Below are 17,774 nucleotides of genomic sequence, written 5' to 3' on the forward strand. Positions count from 1 at the left end.
GTTCGGGAGCTCAGTCGCGGCCGGCGAGCCGGGCGATCGACTGGAGCGGGATCATCAGCCAGTGCGGACGGTTCCTCGCCTCGTAGACGCATTCGTAAACCGCCTTGTCTGCCTCGAACGCCCGAAGGAGTGGTGACTCCCCGCACGGGTCCAGGCCGCTGGCCTCGGAGTAGCCGGCGCAGAAGGCGGCCCGGTTCCGTGCCGCCCACTCCTGGGCGCGGTACTCGCGCTGCGGGTCCTCCGGCTGCTCGACGAGCAGGTGCCGGGCCGCGTAGTCGAAGCTGCGCAGCATGCCGGCGACGTCGCGCAGCGGGCTGTCGAGCTCCCGGCGGGACACGAGCGGGCGGGCCGGCTCACCCTCGAAGTCGAGGATGATCCAGCCGGTGGCGGTGCGCAGCACCTGGCCCAGGTGGAGGTCGCCGTGCACCCGCTGGCGGACGACCTGCTCGCCGCTCTCGGCGACGGCGGCGTAGACCTGGCGCAGCGCGTCCGCGTGCTCCTGCAGCTGCGGCACGATCTCGATCGCGGCGTCGAGCCGCTCGGACATCTGCCGGGCCACGGTCGGGTACCAGTCCGGCGCGGCCTCCTCCGTGGGGAGGACCGCAGCCATGTCGGCGTGCACCGAGGCGGTCGCCGCACCCAGCCGCTCGCTGTCGGCCGCGAAGTCCCCACCCACCTCGTCGGCGTGCAGGTCACCCTCGGCGTACAGGTCGCGGACGCTCGCGGTCGCCAGCCGCCAGCCGTCGCTGGCGTTGGGCACGAACGTCTGGAGCATGGCCACGGTGGCCGGTTCGCCGCCCGCCGGGTCGTCGATCTCCACGTGACCCAGCAGCGGGGCGATGTGCTCGTTGTCGGTCCGGCGCAGGGCGCCGTGGATCTCGACGTCGGGGTTGAGCCCGGGCTCCAGCCGCCGGAAGAGCTTGAGGATCGCCTCCTGGCCGTACACCAGCGAGGTGTTGCTCTGCTCGGTCGAGACGATGTCGCCCGGCAGGCCAGCGGGGATGTCGCCCTCGCCGGCGGGGGCAAAGTGCATCGGGCCCACCGAGGAGCCGTTGGCCAGGTGGATCAGCCACGGCGCGGTGGCCTCCCGATCGCGCATCGCGTCGTAGGCGTAGGTCTCCTGCCCCTCGCCCACGACCGCGCCGATGTAGGCCGCTCCCAGCTCCTCGGCCTGCTGGTCGCGCCAGGAGATCGGCACCAGGTAGGTGTCGCGGGCGCCGTCGGTGTACTCGATCCGCACCCGGTGCACCGACAGCACCGGGTTGCCGCGGTCGAGGAAGAAGCCGTCCTCGGTGACCCCGGCCCACTCGCGGCCCTTGCCGCCGAACCACCGCTGCTGCGGGATCCACTCGCGGAACAGGTCGATCAGTGCGCTCATCGGGCATCTCCGGACTCGTCGGACGGCTCGTCGGCGGCGCTCACCACGCCCGCGGCCAGCAGGGAGTCGGCCACGGCGCTGGAGGTGGCGCTGGCCCAGTCCTCGTGCTCGTCGGCGGCGGGCTCGGTCGGCTTGGAGAGCTCGAACCAGTAGAAGCCGTGGCCGGCGAGGGTGAGCATGTACGGCAGGACGCCGATCTGCGGGAACTCCACCCGCCCGGTGAGCTCGATCGGCGTGTAGCCCTCGAAGCGGCGCAGGTCCAGCTCGACCGGCTGCGGGAAGCGCGACAGGTTGTTGACGCAGAGCACGACGTCGTCGCCGAACTCGCGCACGAACGAGAGCACCGTGGGGTTGCGCGAGCCGATCTCGGCGTAGCTGCCCAGCCCGAAGGTGGGGTGCTGGCCGCGGACCTGGATCATCCGCCGGACCCACTGCAGCAGCGAGTTGGTGTTGCGCAGCTGGGCCTCGACGTTGGTGACCTGGTAGCCGTACACCGGGTCGGCGTTGAGCGGCAGGTACATGCGCTGGGGGTCAGCGGTGGAGAACCCGCCGTTGCGGTCCGGGGTCCACTGCATCGGCGTCCGGACGCCGTCGCGGTCACCGAGCCAGATGTTGTCGCCCATGCCGATCTCGTCCCCGTAGTAGAGGACCGGGGAGCCCGGCAGGCTCAGCAGGAGCGCGTTGAACAGCTCGAGGGTGTTGATGTCGTTGTCCAGCAGCGGGGCCAGCCGCCGGCGGATGCCGATGTTGGCCTTCATGCGGGGGTCCTTGGCGTACTCGTCCCACATGTAGTCGCGTTCCTCGTCGGTGACCATCTCGAGGGTCAGCTCGTCGTGGTTGCGGAGGAAGACGCCCCACTGGCAGTTGTCCGGGATGTCCGGCGTCTGCGCCATGATCTCCGAGATGGGGAAGCGCTGCTCCCGGCGCACCGCCATGAACAGGCGCGGCATGACGGGGAAGTGGAACGCCATCTGGCACTCGTCGCCGTTCTCGCCGAAGTACTCGACGACGTCGGCCGGCCACTGGTTGGCCTCGCACAGCAGCACCGTGTCCGGGTAGTTGGCGTCGACGACCTTGCGCACCTCCTTGAGGAACTCGTGGGTGCGCGGGAGGTTCTCGCAGTTGGTGCCCTCCTCTTCGAAGAGGTAGGGCACGGCGTCGAGCCGGAAGCCGTCGATGCCGAGGTCCAGCCAGAAGCGCAGGGCGTCGATGATCGCCTCCTGCACCTTCGGGTTCTCGAAGTTCAGGTCGGGCTGGTGGGAGAAGAACCGGTGCCAGAAGTACTGCTTGCGCACCGGGTCGAACGTCCAGTTGGAGCTCTCGGTGTCGACGAAGATGATCCGGGCGTCGGCGTAGCCGGTGTCGTCGTCGGCCCAGACGTAGAAGTCGCCGTACGGGCCGTCGGGGTCGCTGCGGCTGGCCTGGAACCACGGGTGCTGGTCCGAGGTGTGGTTCATGACGAAGTCGATGATCACGCGCATGCCCCGGGCGTGGGCCTCGTCGAGGAACTCCTTGAAGTCCTCGATGGTGCCGAACTCGGGCAGCACCGCCGTGTAGTCGCTGACGTCGTAGCCGCCGTCGCGCAGCGGGGAGGCGAAGAACGGTGGCAGCCACAGGCAGTCGACGCCGAGCCACTGCAGGTAGTCCAGCTTGTCCTTCATGCCGCGCAGGTCGCCGACGCCGTCGGCGTTGCTGTCGGCGAAGCCGCGGACGAGCACCTCGTAGAAGACCGCGCGCTTGTACCACTCGGGGTCGGTGCCCGGCGGCGGGAGCGCGGACCGGTGCGAGGGGGAGTCGGGGACGGGAACGTTCATCGGGAGCGGGTGCCCCTCTCCTGTCGTGCCTGGGGTGGAAGTGCGCGGCCCGCCTGCCGGGGCCCGCCGCGAGCGCGCGAGCGGTGGGGGTGGGGGGCAGGCGGGTCCTCTTTCAGTCGACCGGCGGGGGGAACTGCACGGGCCGCGGGAAGGTGACCGCGAAGACGTGGGCGGGCTCCCGGTAGGGGTCGAGCTCCACGTAGTTGAACTGGCCCCAGTCGTAGCGGGCGCCGGTCAGCTCGTCGGTGACCCCGAATCGCTCGTGCCAGTCCAGGCCCAGCGCCGGCAGGTCCAGCGCCGTCGTCCCGATCTGGGTGTCGCGGCTGGACAGGTTCACGACGACGATGACGGCGTCGTCCGAGCCCGGGTCGGTCTTGGAGAAGCAGAGCAGGCTGGGGTTGTCGACCTGGTGGAAGCGCAGCGTGCGCAGCTGCTGCAGCGCCGGGTGGGCGCGCCGGACCTCGTTGAGCCGTCGCAGGTACGGGGCGAGGCTCCGGCCGGACGCCTCCGCGCCGGCCCAGTCGCGCGGGCGCAGCCGGTACTTCTCGCTGTCCAGGTACTCCTCGCTGCCCGGCTTCACCGCCACGTGCTCGAAGAGCTCGAACCCGGAGTAGACGCCCCAGGTGGGGCTCATCATCGCCGCGAGCACGGCGCGGATCTTGAACATCGGCGGGCCACCGAACTGCAGCGACTCGTGGAGGATGTCCGGGGTGTTCACGAAGAAGTTGGGCCGCATGTAGTGGCTGTTCGCGGCCAGCTCCCGGCCGTACTCCTCCAGCTCCTCGCGCCCGGTGCGCCACGTGAAGTACGTGTAGGACTGCGTGAAGCCGATGCGCGCCAGCTGGTGCATCATCGCCGGCCGGGTGAACGCCTCGGCGAGGAAGAGCACGTCGGGGTGGCTCTGCTTGACGTCCCAGATCAGCCAGTGCCAGAAGTTCAGCGGCTTCGTGTGCGGGTTGTCGACGCGGAAGATCGTCACCCCGGCGTCGATCCACACCTGGATCACCCGGCGGCACTCCGCGTAGATGCCCTCGGGGTCGTTGTCGAAGTTGATCGGGTAGATGTCCTGGTACTTCTTCGGCGGGTTCTCCGCGTAGGCGATCGTGCCGTCGGGCTTGGTCGTGAACCACTCCGGATGGGTCTCGACCCACGGGTGGTCCGGCGCGGCCTGCAGCGCGAAGTCGAGCGCGACCTCCATGCCCAGCTCCCGGGTGCGGGCGACGAAGGCCTTGAAGTCGTCCATGGTGCCCAGCTGCGGGTGGACGGCGTCGTGCCCGCCCTCGTCGCTGCCGATGGCCCACGGGGAGCCCACGTCGTCGGGGCCCACGTCGTGCGGGTTGCCGCCGGGGAACTGGCTGGAGTTCGGGCCCTTGCGGTTGACCTTGCCGATCGGGTGGATCGGGGGCAGGTAGACGACGTCGAAGCCCATGTCCGCGATCGCCGGCAGCCGGTCGGCGGCGGTGGTGAAGGTGCCGTGCGTCGGGACGCCGCCGACGACGGGCCCCTCCGACCGCGGGAAGAACTCGTACCAGGAGCCGTAGAGGGCCTCGCGACGGTCGACCCACACCTCGTACCGGGGGGAGCGGGTGACCAGCTCGCGCACCGGGTGCTCGTAGAGGTAGCGCTGGAGCCCGGCGGCCAGCGCCGGGGCGATGCGCACGGTCAGCTCCTGCGAGGTGTCGCGGAGCGCGGCGGCGGCGGCCTCCACCCGGCCGCGCCAGTCCTCCTCGGCGTCCGCGGCCACCCGGTCGAGCAGCCGGGCGCCCTCCTCCAGGTCGTTGGCCAGCTCGTCGGCGCCCTGGCCGGCCTCGACCTTGACCTCGACGGCGTGCCGCCAGGTGGCCAGGGGGTCGCTCCAGGCCTCGATGCGGAAGGACCAGGAGCCCTCGCGGTCGGGGACCACGGTGGTGAGCCAGCGGTCGGGCTCCTGCCCGTGCTTCGCCAGGCGGCGCAGCGGGCCGGGGTCGTCCTCGGCGCCGGGTGGGATCCACACGACGTTGGCCGCGACGGCGTCGTGGCCCTCGCGGAAGACGGTGGCGGTGATCGGCAGGTGTTCACCGACCACCGCGCGGGCCGAGAAGGACCCGCAGGACACGACGGGGGCGACATCGGTGATGCCGAGGCGGAGATCAGCGCGGCCAGTCATCGGCGACCACGCTACTGAGCTGCCGCCTCACCAGCATCTCGGCCGCTCGTCCGCAGCTCCCACCTCACCCGTCCGGGGTCGGTGGCCTGCTCCGGCGGGCTCCGCGGGGCACCGCGCGACGGACGCGACGGAGGGCCCGCGACTCGTTAGGCTCGCCGGGTGCGAGCTCTTCGTCGGTTCACCGTCCGCGCGGCTCTGCCGGAGCCGCTCCTGCCGCTCTCCCAGCTGGTGACGAACCTGCGCTGGTCCTGGCACGTCGAGACCCGCGATCTGTTCGAGGCCCTCGACCCCGATCTGTGGGGCCGCTGCGGCGGCGACCCGGTGCGCGTGCTGGGGGAGGTGTCGGCCGAACGCCTGGCCACCCTGGCCAAGGACCGGCGGTTCGTCCGCCGGCTGACCGACGCCGTCGACGACCTGGAGGAGTACCTCGCCACCCCGCGCTGGTATCAGTCGCTGGGCGACGAGGCGCCGCGGAGCATCGCCTACTTCTCCGCCGAGTTCGGCATCAGCGAGGTGCTCCCGCAGTACTCCGGCGGCCTGGGCATCCTCGCCGGCGACCACCTGAAGGCCGCCTCCGACCTCGGCGTACCGCTGATCGGCGTGGGCCTGCTGTACCGGGCCGGCTACTTCAGCCAGGGGCTGTCCGCCGACGGGTGGCAGCTCGAGCACTACCCCTCGCTGGACCCGCACGGCCTGCCGATCAAGCTGCTCCGCCAGGCCGACGGCTCGGCCGTGGTCATCACCGTGCCGCTGCCGGAGGGGCGGACCCTGCACGCGCACGTCTGGCGCGCGCAGGTCGGGCGGGTCTCGCTGCTGCTGCTGGACAGCGACATCGAGGAGAACGCCCCGGGCGAGCGGCTGGTCACCGACCGGCTCTACGGCGGCGACGAGGACCACCGCCTCCGGCAGGAGATGCTGCTGGGCATCGGCGGGGTGCGGGCGCTGCGCGCCTACTGCTCGCTGACCGGCACCCCGCAGCCGGAGGTGTTCCACGCCAACGAGGGCCACGCCGGCTTCCAGGGCGTCGAGCGCATCCGGGAGCTCACCGAGGCGCACGGTCTCACCTTCGCCGAGGCGCTCCAGGCCGTGCGCGCGGGCACCGTCTTCACCACCCACACCCCCGTGCCGGCCGGCATCGACCGGTTCCCGAAGGCGCTCATCGAGCGTTACTTCACCGGCTTCGGCGTGCCGATGGACCAGCTGCTCCCGCTGGGCGCCGAGGACGACCCGACGAAGTTCAACATGGCGCACATGGGCCTGCGCCTGGGCCAGCGGGCCAACGGGGTGAGCGCGCTGCACGGGCACGTCAGCCGGGGGATGTTCAACGACCTGTGGCCGGGCTTCGACGAGAGTGACGTGCCCATCAGCTCCATCACCAACGGCGTGCACGCCCCCACCTGGACCGCGCGCGAGCTGGTGGAGATGGGCACCCAGACCTCCAGCCAGGGCGATCCGGTCACGGTCGACGGGCCGGTGCACTTCGACGGCGTCGACAAGATCCCCGCCGACGTCCTGTGGGGCGTCCGCCGGGCGCTGCGGGGCCGCCTCGTCGAGGAGGTGCGCCGGCGGATCCGGGAGACCGCGCTGTCCCGCGGTGCCACCGAGACGGAGGTCGGGTGGACCGACACCGCCTTCGACCCCGACGTGCTCACCATCGGCTTCGCCCGCCGGGTGCCCTCGTACAAGCGGCTGACGCTGATGCTGCGCGACCCGGAGCGGCTCAAGGCCCTCCTCCTGGACCCCGAGCGACCCCTGCAGCTGGTCATCGCCGGGAAGAGCCACCCCGCGGACGACGGTGGCAAGCGGCTCATCCAGCAGATGGTGGAGTTCGCCGACGACCCGGAGATCCGCCACCGGATCGCGTTCCTGCCCGGCTACGACATCGGGATGGCGCGCTACCTCTACTGGGGCTGCGACGTCTGGCTGAACAACCCGCTGCGCCCGCTCGAGGCCTGTGGCACCTCGGGCATGAAGGCCGCGCTCAACGGCGGCCTGAACCTCTCCATCCGCGACGGCTGGTGGGACGAGTGGTTCGACGGGCAGAACGGCTGGGCGATCCCCACCGCCGACGGCGTCGCCGATTCCGACCGCCGCGACGAGGTGGAGGCCCGGGCGATCTACGACCTGCTGAGCACCCAGGTACTGCCGCGCTTCTACGAGCGGGACAGCGACGGCGTGCCGGGCCGCTGGGTGGAGATGGTGCGGCACACCCTGCGCGAGACCGGCCCCAAGGTCCTGGCCACCCGGATGGTCCGCGACTACGTCCGCGGGCTGTACGTGCCGGCGGCCGGCTCGGCCCGTGCGATGGCCGCCGACGGCTACGCACCGGCGCGCACCGAGGCCTCGTGGCGGGCGCACCTGCTGTCCCAGTGGCACGACGTGCGCGTCGCCCACGTCGAGGCGACCGGCGCCGGCGACACCCCGGAGATCGGCTCGACCCTCGCGCTGCGGGCCGAGGTCGAGCTGCCGGGGCTGCAGCCCGGCGACGTCCAGGTGCAGGCCGCCTACGGCCGGGTCGACGACGCCGACGGGCTGCACGAGGTGACCACCGTGCCCATGGCCCACGAGCACGCGGACGGGACGCGCCACTGGTTCACCGCCACCGTGCCGCTGGAGCGGACGGGCGCCTTCGGCTACACGGTGCGCGTCCTCCCGCACTCGGAGCACCTCGCCGATCCGGCGGAGCTCGGCGTGGTGAGCACGGCGTAGCCGGGCTCAGCCGGCTCATCCACCACGTCGGCCCCAGCGACACCGTGTGACGTCGTGACGCCCCGGCGTGGCGTCGGCCCGCGCCCAGCCAGACCGCTCGCGGATCACTAGGCTGGACGCCATGCCCGACCGCTGTGAAGTCCTCCCCGGAGATGCCGTCGTCGCCCGCCGTGGCGGCGGCCTGCTGTGGGTCGACGCTCCCGGCTCGCCCGCCCTCGTGTCGGCCCTGCACGCCTGCTTGGGCGTGACGGGTCCCGGGGCCGACCGCGTCCTCGCCGCCGTCGCCGGTCAGCTGAGCTCCCTCGCCTCCGGCAGCGTGTCCTTCGCCCTCGTCGTCACCGCCGACGCCGGAACCGGTGTCGCGCTGTGGGCGGGCAAGGGGCAGCCGGCCGTCGACGGCGTCCCGGTCTCCGGGTCGTCGGTCGAGGGCGGCACGCTCGCGGCCGGCTTCTCGCTGGGGCAGTCGCTCTACGTGGGCCCGGGGCAGTCGGCGCCGCGCACCCCGCCGGGGGTGAGCTACGACCTGGTCGAGGGCACCGTGCCCGGCGGTGGCGCCACGCTGCACCTGGCCGGTGCGGCGCCGGTCGCCGCCGCGGCACCGGTGGCGGCGGCGCAGTCGTCGTTCTCTGCGGGCACGGACGCGGGCTTCGGCGCCGGCCGGGGCTCCTCGGCGGCGTCGGCCCGCCCCGACTCGGGCGAGCAGACCGCCTTCTGGCGGCCGGACCCCGCCGAGGCCACCCCGATCCTGCGGTTCGACGACGGCATGGTGGTCACCATCGACGAGGACCTCGTGCTCGGCCGGCGTCCCGACAACCACGAGATGGTCTCCAGCGGCTCGGCGCGTGCGGTGCCGATAGCCGACACCCAGAACGTGCTCTCCTCCGCCCACGCCGCGCTGACCCGCAACGGCCGCGAGGTCTCGCTGGTCGACCTCGGCTCGCTCAACGGCACCCACGTCGCCGGCCCCGAGGCCACCGAGTGGACCCAGCTGGAGCCGGGTGTGGCCCACCCGCTCTCCGACGGCGACCGCCTGCTGCTGGGCTGGACCGTCATCACCTTCGAGCAGCCGCAGGAGTAACTGCAGCGCGAACCACCGAGAGCCCCCGGTCACCAGGACCGGGGGCTCTCGTGCGTCGTGGGGGCCGCCCGACTGCGCAGTTGGTGCAGCTCAGGACGGCGTGCCGCCGCGTGTCGGCGGCAACAACTGCGCAGTCGACGTCTCAGGGGCGGCGTTCGACGCGGAGCAGCCAGACGCAGCGGCCGGGCATCACCAGCGGCCCCGGGGCCACGAAGGTCGGCTCCGGCGGGGTGCCGCGGGCGTACTCGGTGGAGAGCACCAGCTCGTAGCCGTCGGCCCACGGCGGGCCGGGGAGCTCGACGGTCACCGGGTCGGGCCCGGCGTGCACCTGCACCAGGTAGGAGTCGTCGACCACCGGGTGGCCGTGCTCGTCGCGGTGCCGGATGCCGCGGCCGTCGAGGTACATGCCCACCGTCTGCAGCCCGGTGTCGAACCAGTGCCCGGTGGTGAGCTGACCTCCACCCGGGGCGAACCACGCCAGGTCGCGGGTGCCGCCGGTGCCGGCCAGCTCGTGCCCCTCGAAGAACGCCTCCTGCCGCAGCACCGGGGCGCCGCGCCGGAGCCGGACCAGCCGGGTGACGAAGGCGAGCAGGTCCTCGTCGGCGTTGTCCCAGTCCAGCCAGGAGATCTCGTTGTCCTGGCAGTAGGCGTTGTTGTTGCCCCCCTGGGTGCGGCCCAGCTCGTCACCGGCGGTGAGCATCGGCACCCCGGTGGACAGCAGCAGCGTGGCCAGGAGGTTGCGCACCTGGCGCGCGCGCAGGGCGAGCACCTCCGGGTCGTCGGTGGGCCCCTCGACGCCGCAGTTCCAGTTCCGGTTGTGGCTCTCGCCGTCCCGGTTCTCCTCGCCGTTGGCCTCGTTGCGCTTGTGCTCGTAGCTCACCAGGTCGGCGAGGGGGAAGCCGTCGTGCGCGGTGACGAAGTTGATGCTGGCGAACGGACGGCGGCCGTCGGAGCGGTAGAGGTCCGAGGAGCCGGTCAGCCGGTAGGCGAGGTCCCGCACTCCGACGTGGGCGCCCGCCCACACGTCCCGCACGGTGTCGCGGTACTTGCCGTTCCACTCCGTCCACGGGGGCGGGAAGTTGCCGACCTGGTAGCCGCCGGGGCCGATGTCCCACGGCTCGGCGATCAGCTTGACCTGGCTGACCACGGGGTCCTGGTGCACGACGTCGAAGAACGCCGACAGTCGGTCGACGTCGTGCATGGAGCGCGCAAGCGCGGAGGCGAGGTCGAAGCGGAAGCCGTCGACGTGCATCTCGGTCACCCAGTAGCGCAGCGAGTCCATGAGCAGCCCCAGGACCGCCGGCCGGCGCACGTCGAGGGTGTTCCCGCAGCCGGTGTAGTCGGTGTAACGGGCCGGGTTGCCGCCGTCGAGCCGGTAGTAGCCGGGGTTGTCGATGCCCTTGAACGACAGGGTCGGCCCGGTGTGGTCACCCTCGGCGGTGTGGTTGTAGACCACGTCGAGGATCACCTCGATACCGGCGGCGTGGAGCTCCTTCACCATCGTCTTGAACTCGGTCACCTGCCCGCCGCCGCTGCCGGAGGAGCTGTAGGCGGCGTGCGGTGCGAAGTAGCCGAGCGTGTTGTAACCCCAGTAGTTGGTCAGCCCGCGGCGCAGCAGGTGCGGCTCGCTGACGAACTGGTGCACCGGCAGCAGCTCCACCGCCGTCACGCCGAGGGCCAGCAGGTGCTCGACGAACGCCGGGTGGGCGAGCCCGGCGTAGGTGCCGCGCAGGTGCGACGGGACCCCGGGATGACGGGCGGTCGCGCCCTTGACGTGCACCTCGTAGATGACCGTGTCGGACCACGAGCGCCGCAGCGGGCGGTCCCCGTCCCAGGGGAACGGGTCGTGCACGACGACGCCGCGCGGCACGTACGGCGCGGAGTCCTGGTCGTCGGGGACGGCGGAGTCGGGGGCGCCGAACGGGTGGCCGAAGAGCGCGGTGTGCAGCCGGAGCTCGCCGTCGACGGCCCGCGCGTAGGGGTCGAGCAGCAGCTTGGCCGGGTTGAACCGCTGCCCCGAGAACGGGTCGTAGCCGCCGTGCACGCGGTAGCCGTAGCGCTGCCCGGGGCCGATGCCCGGGAGCCGGCCGTGCCAGACCTGGTGGGTGGTCTCCTCGAGGCGGTGCCGGTGCTCGGCGCCGTCGGGGTCGAACAGGCACAGGTCGACGGCGGAGGCGCCGGCCGACCACAGCGCGAAGTTCGTCCCGCGGCCGTCCCACACCGCGCCCAGGGGGGCGGGCGCGCCGGGCAGCACGTCGAGGAGCGGGTGGCCGGCGGCCGGGAGATCGGTCACCGGGCGATCGTGCCAAGTCCTCGCCCGGAGCGGGCGCACCGACCGCCGCGCCGCTTGGTTGGATGGGGGCGTGGCGAACCCTGACGCCCCCGAGGGGGCGGTCGTACGGATGACCGGGGTCGACGTCGTCCGGGGCCAGAACCACCTGCTCCGCGGCATCGACTGGGTGGTGGAGGAGGACCAGCGCTGGGTGGTGCTCGGCCCCAACGGGGCGGGGAAGACGACGCTCCTGCAGCTGGCGGCCGCGCAGCTGCACCCGACCCGCGGAGAGGTGCGGCTGCTGGGCGAGACGCTCGGGGCCGTCGACGTGTTCGAGCTGCGGCCCCGCATCGGGCTGACCAGCGCCTCGCTCGCCCAGCGGATCGCCCCGTCGGAGAGGACCGGCGACATCGTCGTGTCGGCCGGCTACGCCGTCGTCGGCCGCTGGCGGGAGCGCTACGACGTCCACGACCTGACCCGGGCCGGGATGCTCATGCAGCAGTGGGGGGTGGCCCAGTACGCCCACCGGCCCTTCGGCACGCTCAGCGAAGGTGAGCGCAAGCGGACCCAGATCGCCCGCGCGCTGATGCCCGACCCCGAGCTGCTGCTGCTGGACGAGCCCGGCGCCGGCCTCGACCTCGGCGGGCGCGAGGACCTGGTGGCCCGGCTGACGGACCTCGCGAAGTACCACTACGCGCCCGCGCAGGTGCTGGTCACGCACCACGTCGAGGAGATCCCGCCGGGCTACACCCACGCGCTGCTGCTGCGGGAGGGCGAGGTGGTGGCCTCCGGTGCGGCCGACGACGTCCTCACCGCCGGGCACCTGTCGGACACCTTCGGGCTCCCGCTCGAGCTGACCCGCACCGACGGCCGCTTCACCGCCCGCCGGGCTCGCTAGCAGAAGGACCCCCTCCTTCCCACCCCTCGCACGCTCGGGGCGGTCCCCTGGAGGGGGCCACGGATAGGCTCCCCGCATGCCCGAATTCGTGACCCTGCAGGTGGCCGACGGTGTCGGCACGATTCGGCTCGACCGGCCGAAGATGAACGCGATCGACGAGCAGCTGCACCTGGAGGTGCGGGCCGCGGCGCTGGAGGCCGGGCAGCGCGACGACGTGCGTGCCGTGGTCATCTACGGCGGGGAGCGGGTCTTCGCCGCCGGCGCCGACATCAAGGCGATGTCGCAGCTCGACGCCACCGGCATGACCGCGTGGGGCAAGGAGCTGCAGGACTCGTTCCGCGCGGTGGCGCGGATCCCGCGCCCCGTCATCGCCGCCGTCACCGGCTACGCGCTCGGCGGCGGCTACGAGCTGGCGCTGTGCGCCGACTTCCGCGTGCTGGGGGCGGGGGCGAAGATCGGCCAGCCCGAGATCCTGCTCGGCGTCATCCCGGGCGCCGGCGGCACCCAGCGCCTGGCCCGGCTGGTCGGCCCGGCGCGGGCCAAGGACCTGGTGTTCACCGGCCGCCACGTCGGTGCGGAGGAGGCCCTGGAGATGGGGCTCGCCGACGCCGTCGTCCCCGACGCCGAGGTGTACGACACCGCACTCGCCATGGCCCGCAAGCTCGCCGCCGGCCCGCCGCTGGCCCTGGCGGCGGCCAAGCGGGCGATCGACGAGGGCCTCGAGCTGCCGATCGAGCAGGGGCTGGACCTGGAGAGCCGGCTGTTCGCCGAGCTGTTCGACACCGAGGACCAGAAGTCCGGGATGCGCTCCTTCCTGGAGAACGGTCCGGGCAAGGCCGAATTCACCGGCCGCTGACCCCCGTGGACGCCGTCGTCGACCGGTCCGACCCAGGCGGCCGGGCGTGGGTCGACCGCGCCGTCTCGGCCGTCGAGGCCGACGCGCGGCGCAGCGCGGACACCCACCTGCTGGTCTACCCGCTGCCGCCCGAGTGGGGGGTCGACCTCTACCTCAAGGACGAGTCCACCCACCCGACCGGCAGCCTCAAGCACCGGCTGGCCCGGTCGCTGTTCCTCTACGGGCTGTGCTCGGGGCAGATCACCGAGGGCAGCACGGTGGTGGAGGCCTCCAGCGGGTCGACGGCGGTGAGCGAGGCCTACTTCGCCCGGATGCTCGGCCTGCCCTTCATCGCGGTGATGCCGCGGTCCACCAGCCCGGAGAAGGTGGCGCTCATCGAGTTTCACGGAGGGCGGTGCCACTTCGTCGACCGGGCCCCGGAGATGTACGACGAGGCCCGCCGGCTCGCCGACGAGTGCGGGGGGCACTACCTCGACCAGTTCACCTACGCCGAACGCGCCACCGACTGGCGCGGCAACAACAACATCGCCGAGTCGATCTTCGAGCAGCTCGCCGCCGAGCGGCACCCGGTGCCGGAGTGGGTCGTGGTCGGGGCCGGCACCGGCGGGACCAGCGCCACCATCGGCCGGTACCTCCGGTTCCGGCGGCACCCGACCCGGCTGGCCGTGGTCGACCCGGAGAACTCCGCCTTCTTCCCCGGGTACGCGGCCGGCGAGCCGGGCTGGACGACGGGGACGCCGTCGCGCATCGAGGGCATCGGGCGGCCGCGCGTGGAGCCCTCGTTCGTGCCGACCATCGTCGACCGGATGATCGCGGTGCCCGACGCGGCGTCGCTGGCCGCGATGCGGCACCTGGAGCAGGTCACCGGACGCCGGGCGGGGGGTTCGACGGGCACCAACCTGTGGGGCGCCTTCGGGCTGGTCGCCGAGATGGTCGCCGCCGGGCGGCAGGGGAGCGTGGTGACCCTGCTGTGCGACGGCGGGGAGCGGTACGCGCGCACCTACTACTCCGACGACTGGGTCGCGGCGCAGGGGCTGGGCCTCGCCCCGTACACCGAGATCCTCCGGCGGTTCGCCACGACGGGGGAGTGGCCACCGGCCTGAGCCGCTCGGTCGCGGAACGCTCGGGGCCCGCGCACCGTTGGTCGGTCGCGGAGGCGTCGCCCGCCCCCACCGGCCCACGAAGAGAGACATGAGTACGAGTCACAGACGCCCGGCCGCGCCCCCCGGATCCGACGAGGGGGTTCGCGGCCGGTGACCGAGGTCCTCACCCTCCTGACCGGCGTGCTCGTCGTCTTCGGCATCACCGTCGTCACGGGGTACTTCGTGGCGCAGGAATTCGCCTACATGGCGGTCGACCGGTCGGAGCTCACCGCCCTGGCGGCGGACGGTGACTCCGCCGCCGAGCAGGCGCTGACCGTGACCCGTCGCACCTCCTTCATGCTCTCGGGCGCCCAGCTGGGCATCACCGTGACCGGGCTCCTCGTCGGCTACGTCGCCGAGCCCCTGATCGGACGGTCCCTCGGCACGCTGCTCGGCGGCATCGGCATCCCCGCCGCGGTGTCGGTGGGCATCGGCGCGGTGCTCGCGCTGCTGTTCTCCACGGTCGTGCAGATGCTGTTCGGCGAGCTCTTCCCGAAGAACCTCGCCATCGCCCGGCCCCAGCCCGTCGCCCGGTGGCTGGCCCGGTCGACCGTCCTCTACCTGACCGTCTTCGGCTGGCTGATCCGGGTCTTCGACGCCGCATCGAACCTGCTGCTGAAGGCGCTGCGGATCGAGCCGGTGCACGACGTCGAGCAGGCCGCGACCGCGCGCGACCTCGAGCACATCGTGGAGGACTCACGGGAGAGCGGGGACCTGCCGGCGGAGCTGTCGATGATGCTCGACCGCATCCTCGACTTCCCCGGCCGGGACGCCGGGCACGCGATGACGCCCCGCCCGCGGGTGGACACGGTGACCGATGCCGACACCATCGGCCAGTTGCGCACGCTCATGGCGCAGGGGCATTCCCGGTACCCGGTGCTGGCGGGCGACACCTACGACGTCGTCGGCGTGGTGCACCTGGTCGACCTGCTGACCACCACGGCGTCCGACAGCGCGCCCGTCACCACGATCGCCCGGCCCCCGCTGACCGTCTCCACGTTCAGCCCGCTGCCCGACACGCTGCTCCTGCTCGGGCAGACCGACGACCGGCTGGCCTGCGTCATCGACGAGTACGGCGGCTTCGCCGGTGTCATCACCGTCGAGGACCTGGCCGAGGAGCTCGTCGGTGAGATCACCGACGAGCACGACGCCGAGCACTCGGGGTACGTCCCGGTCGAGGGCGACGGCGTGTGGGAGATGCCGGGCGACGTGCACGTCGACGAGGTGGAGCGGGCGCTGGGCGCCGACCTGCCGCGGGGCGACTTCGAGACGATCGCCGGCCTGGTCATCGCCGTCCACGGAGCCTTTCCCGAACCCGGCACCCGGCTGGAGGTCGAGCTGCCGCCCGACCTCGCCGATCTGGTCGCCGACGGCGCCCCCGCCCCCCGGCAGCTGCGCCTCGAGGTGCTGGCGGTCGAACGCCACGTCCCGTCGCGGGTACGCCTCGAGCTGCCCCGCCGGGTCGAGGCCCCCACCGCGACCGAGGAGGCCGGCCGGTGAGCGGCAGCCCCTGGGTCGTGCTGCCCGCGACGGTGGTCATCGTCGCGCTCAGCGCCTTCTTCGTGGCGGTCGAGTTCGCCGCCCTGGCGGCCAAGCGGCACCGCCTGGAGGACGCGGCCGCCGGCAGCCGCTCCGCCCGGGCCGCGCTGCGGAGCTCCTCGGAGCTGACGCTGCTGCTGGCCGGCTCGCAGCTGGGCATCACCGCCGCGACCCTCGCGCTCGGTGCGATCAGCAAGCCCGCCGTGCACCACTGGCTGACCCCGGTGTTCGAGGCCTGGGGACTGCCGCCTGTCGCCGCAGACGTCGTGGGCTTCGTCCTGGCGCTGGTCGTGGTCACGTTCGTGCACCTGGTGGTGGGGGAGATGGCCCCGAAGTCGTGGGCGATCGCCCACCCGGAGCGCTCCGCGACCATGCTCGCGCTGCCCATGCGGGCGTTCATGGCGGTGTTCCGTCCGCTGCTGCGCGTCCTCAACTCGGCGGCGAACGTCCTGGTGCGCAGCGTCGGCGTCGAACCGGCGAACGGGGTCGCAGCCGGTCACGGCTCCGCAGCGTTGCGGCACCTGGTGGAGCACTCGGTGGACGTCGGCGCCCTCGACGCACGGTTCTCGGGCCAGCTCTCCAGCGCCCTGGAGCTCGAGCGCCTCACCGTCGGCGAGCTCGTCCGTCCCGGCGCCCCGCTGGTGGCCGTGGGGGTGCACGGGACCGCCGGTGAGGTGCGCGAAGCCACCCGGACGACCGGGCACCTGCGGATACTGCTCGACGACGGAGCGGGGATCGCCGGCGTCGTGCACGTCCGCGACACCCTCTCGGCACCGGACGACGCTCCCGCCGAGCAGTTCGCGCGCCCCGTCTTCCGCCTCGACGCGGACACCACCGTCCACGCGGCGTTGACCGCGATGCGGGAGACCAGGAACCACCTCGCGCTGGTGACTCACGCCGGCGCCGTGATCGGCGTCATCACGCTGGCCGACGTGCTGCGCCGGTTGCTGCCGGAGCCGTCGGGGGCGGCGACCTGACCTGACCTTGCCTGCGTCCTGCCGGCCCGCGGGACGCGGGGGAGGTCGGCGTGACGTGCCTCACCGGCCCCTCGTGCCGCAGCAGCGTTACTGCGCAGTAGCCTCCATGATCGGAGCCAGGCGGGTCACCGTGCCCGCGTCTTGAACGCGTCCTGAGGAAGGTTCAGCGCGATGAACATCGTCGTTCTTGTCAAGCAGGTCCCGGACTCGGGAAGTGAGCGGAAGCTGGACCCGGCCGACAACACCGTCGCCCGGGCGTCCGCGGACAACGTGATCAACGAGATGGACGAGTACGCCATCGAGGAGGCGCTCACCATCAAGGAGGCGCAGGGCGGGGAGGTCACCGTCCTCACCGTCGGCCCCGACGACGCCACGGACGCCATCCGCAAGGCGCTGTCCATGGGCGCCGACAAGGCCGTCCACGTCAGCGACGAGGCGATCCACGGCTCGGACGCCTCGCAGATCAGCGCCGTCCTGGCCGCCGCCCTGCAGCAGCTCGAGTACGACCTGGTGATGTGCGGGGCCGAGGCCACCGACAGCCAGATGAGCGTCATGCCCGCCCTGCTGGCCGAGCGCCTGGGCATCCCGCAGCTCTCCGGGGCCCGCAAGGTCACCATCGACGGCGGCACCGCCAAGGTCGAGCGGCAGACCGACGGCGGCTACTGGGCCCTCGAGGCTCCGCTGCCGGCGATCATCTCCACCTGGGACACCATCAACGAGCCTCGCTACCCCTCGTTCAAGGGGATCATGGCCGCGAAGAAGAAGCCGGTCGAGACCAGGACCCTGGCCGACCTCGGCGTCGACGCCTCCACGGTGGGCCTGGCCAACGCCACCACCCAGGTGCTCGACTTCGCCGGCCGCCCGCCCAAGGGCGAGGGCGTCAAGGTTCCCGACGAGGGCGACGGCGCGCAGAAGTTCGTCGACTTCCTCGCCAGCCAGAAGATCGTCTGAGCCCGGCCCGGATC

Annotated in this window: 12 protein-coding genes; 8 read left to right on the forward strand and 4 right to left on the reverse strand. The window is 72.6% G+C overall.

The genetic code is table 11. The annotated features are described in order from the left end of the window. Positions 1-10: 10 nt before the first annotated feature. The 3 genes from ACI79K_RS10455 to ACI79K_RS10465 all read right to left on the reverse strand — a co-directional run bounded on the left by ACI79K_RS10455 (position 11) and on the right by ACI79K_RS10465 (position 5,338). Complete coding sequence (locus tag ACI79K_RS10455; RefSeq protein WP_456588890.1) at positions 11-1,378, reverse strand: maltokinase N-terminal cap-like domain-containing protein; 1,368 nt, start codon at positions 1,376-1,378, stop codon at positions 11-13. Continuing rightward, a complete protein-coding gene (gene treS / locus ACI79K_RS10460) occupies positions 1,375-3,192 on the reverse strand; it encodes a maltose alpha-D-glucosyltransferase (protein ID WP_456599656.1) in 1,818 nt (605 codons plus the stop codon). Before treS ends, ACI79K_RS10455 begins: the two co-directional genes overlap by 4 nt. Before the next feature lie 112 nt (positions 3,193-3,304). Further along, on the reverse strand, positions 3,305-5,338 hold the full coding sequence (locus ACI79K_RS10465) for an alpha-1,4-glucan--maltose-1-phosphate maltosyltransferase (protein ID WP_456588888.1): 2,034 nt from the start codon (positions 5,336-5,338) through the stop codon (positions 3,305-3,307). A 159-nt stretch (positions 5,339-5,497) separates the two neighbouring features. Between ACI79K_RS10465 and glgP the strand changes: the two genes are divergently transcribed. Then, positions 5,498-8,047 carry an alpha-glucan family phosphorylase gene (gene glgP / locus ACI79K_RS10470; RefSeq protein WP_456588887.1) on the forward strand — a complete coding sequence of 850 codons (2,550 nt, stop codon included), beginning with the start codon at positions 5,498-5,500 and terminating at the stop codon, positions 8,045-8,047. A gap of 121 nt (positions 8,048-8,168) precedes the next feature. Then, positions 8,169-9,125, forward strand: a complete 957-nt coding sequence (locus tag ACI79K_RS10475; RefSeq protein ID WP_456588886.1) for an FHA domain-containing protein — start codon at positions 8,169-8,171, stop codon at positions 9,123-9,125. A 142-nt stretch (positions 9,126-9,267) separates the two neighbouring features. On the opposite strand, the gene glgX is transcribed toward ACI79K_RS10475, so the two are convergent. Then, positions 9,268-11,418: a glycogen debranching protein GlgX gene (glgX, locus tag ACI79K_RS10480; protein WP_456599657.1), complete on the reverse strand. Its 2,151-nt coding sequence runs from the start codon at positions 11,416-11,418 to the stop codon at positions 9,268-9,270. 70 nt (positions 11,419-11,488) lie between these two features. Between glgX and ACI79K_RS10485 the strand changes: the two genes are divergently transcribed. The 6 genes from ACI79K_RS10485 (at position 11,489) to ACI79K_RS10510 (ending at position 17,760) form a co-directional block, all read left to right on the forward strand. Next, on the forward strand, positions 11,489-12,295 hold the full coding sequence (locus tag ACI79K_RS10485; protein ID WP_456597967.1) for an ABC transporter ATP-binding protein: 807 nt from the start codon (positions 11,489-11,491) through the stop codon (positions 12,293-12,295). A 76-nt stretch (positions 12,296-12,371) separates the two neighbouring features. Next, positions 12,372-13,151, forward strand: coding sequence for an enoyl-CoA hydratase/isomerase family protein (locus ACI79K_RS10490; protein ID WP_456588883.1), 780 nt, complete (start codon positions 12,372-12,374; stop codon positions 13,149-13,151). Between the two features lie 5 nt (positions 13,152-13,156). Next, positions 13,157-14,254 carry an L-cysteine desulfhydrase Cds1 gene (gene cds1, locus ACI79K_RS10495; RefSeq protein ID WP_456599658.1) on the forward strand — a complete coding sequence of 366 codons (1,098 nt, stop codon included), beginning with the start codon at positions 13,157-13,159 and terminating at the stop codon, positions 14,252-14,254. Between the two features lie 150 nt (positions 14,255-14,404). Beyond that, entirely contained in the window at positions 14,405-15,793 is a 1,389-nt protein-coding gene (locus ACI79K_RS10500; protein ID WP_456588881.1) for a hemolysin family protein, read from the forward strand. Further along, positions 15,790-16,809 (forward strand): CNNM domain-containing protein, encoded by a 1,020-nt coding sequence (locus ACI79K_RS10505; protein WP_456599659.1) that lies wholly within the window; start codon positions 15,790-15,792, stop codon positions 16,807-16,809. Before ACI79K_RS10500 ends, ACI79K_RS10505 begins: the two co-directional genes overlap by 4 nt. Before the next feature lie 171 nt (positions 16,810-16,980). Beyond that, positions 16,981-17,760: an electron transfer flavoprotein subunit beta/FixA family protein gene (locus ACI79K_RS10510; RefSeq protein ID WP_456597971.1), complete on the forward strand. Its 780-nt coding sequence runs from the start codon at positions 16,981-16,983 to the stop codon at positions 17,758-17,760. The last annotated feature ends 14 nt before the right edge of the window (positions 17,761-17,774 follow it).

Source organism: Blastococcus sp. SYSU DS0616, assembly GCF_054051015.1.